At 64.7% G+C, this 1218-nt stretch carries 1 pseudogene; it reads left to right on the top strand.

From position 1 onward, the window contains the following. Positions 1 to 1218 (top strand): annotated as a pseudogene (locus tag D588_RS0119385) (hypothetical protein); the annotation flags it as partial.

Here is a 1218-nt window from a genome sequence, read left to right as displayed (position 1 = left end):
GGCTCGCAGCTCTACACCACCAACCAGAACCTGAGCACAGTGGCGGCCAACACCAGCAAGTACCTGGGTGGTGGTGCCGATGTGCAGAACGGCACGGCGCCCAGCTATTCGGTGGGTGGTTCGACCTATAACAACGCGGGGGATGCCTTTGCGGCGGTGGACAGCGGCAAGTCGGGTGTGGTGCAGCGCACCAGCACGGCGGACGTCACCACGATGGTGGCGAGCGGCGGGACTGCCGCCAACCCGGGCAACGCGCAGAAGCTGACCAATCTCGCAGCAGGCGATGTGACGTCTTCCTCCAAGGATGCGGTCAACGGCTCGCAGCTCTATGCGGTGCAGCAGACAGCCAATGCCGGCTGGAACGTGCAGGCCAATGGCGACACGGCCACGCAGGTGAAGCCGGGCGACACGGTGCAGTTCAAGGACGGGCAGAACGTCAAGGTGACGCGCAACGGCACCGATGTGACCGTGGCGACGGCCGACGATCTGAACGCGACGTCGATCACCACGGGCAACAGCAAGCTCGACACCAACGGTCTGGCCATCGCCAACGGCCCGAGCGTGCTTGCCTCCGGCATCGATGCCGGTAGCAAGAAGATCACCAGCGTTGCCGACGGCGACCTCTCTTCGTCGTCAAAGGATGCGGTGAACGGCAGCCAGCTGTATGCGACGAATCAGCAGGTCTCCAACATCAGCAATGGCTCGGCCGGTGTGGTGCAGCGCACCAGCACAACGGATGTCACGACGCTGACGGCCAGCGGCGGCACCGCTGCCAACCCGGGTAATGCCCAGAAGCTGACGAATCTGGCGGCAGGTACGTTGAGCGGCACGTCGACCGACGCGGTCAACGGCTCGCAGCTCTACGCGGTCCAGCAGACGGCGAATGCGGGCTGGAATGTCCAGGCCAATGGCGACACGGCCACGCAGGTCAAGCCGGGCGACACCGTGCAGTTCAAGGACGGTCAGAACATCAAGGTGACGCGCAACGGCGCGGACATCACGGTGGCAACGGCCGACGATCTGAACGCGACGTCGATCACCACGGGCAACAGCAAGCTCGACACCAACGGTCTGGCCATCGCCAACGGCCCGAGCGTGCTCGCCTCCGGCATCGATGCGGGTGGCAAGAAGATCACCAGCGTGGCTGCGGGCGATGTGTCGGCGACCTCGACCGATGCCATCAACGGCTCGCAGCTCAACACCACCAACCAGAACCTC

The sequence above is a fragment of the Xanthomonas sp. SHU 308 genome, assembly GCF_000364645.1.
GTDB classification, from domain to species: domain Bacteria; phylum Pseudomonadota; class Gammaproteobacteria; order Xanthomonadales; family Xanthomonadaceae; genus Xanthomonas_A; species Xanthomonas_A sontii.
The sequence above is the reverse complement of the archived record's forward strand: the minus strand, read 5'-3'. Positions and strand labels throughout refer to the sequence as shown.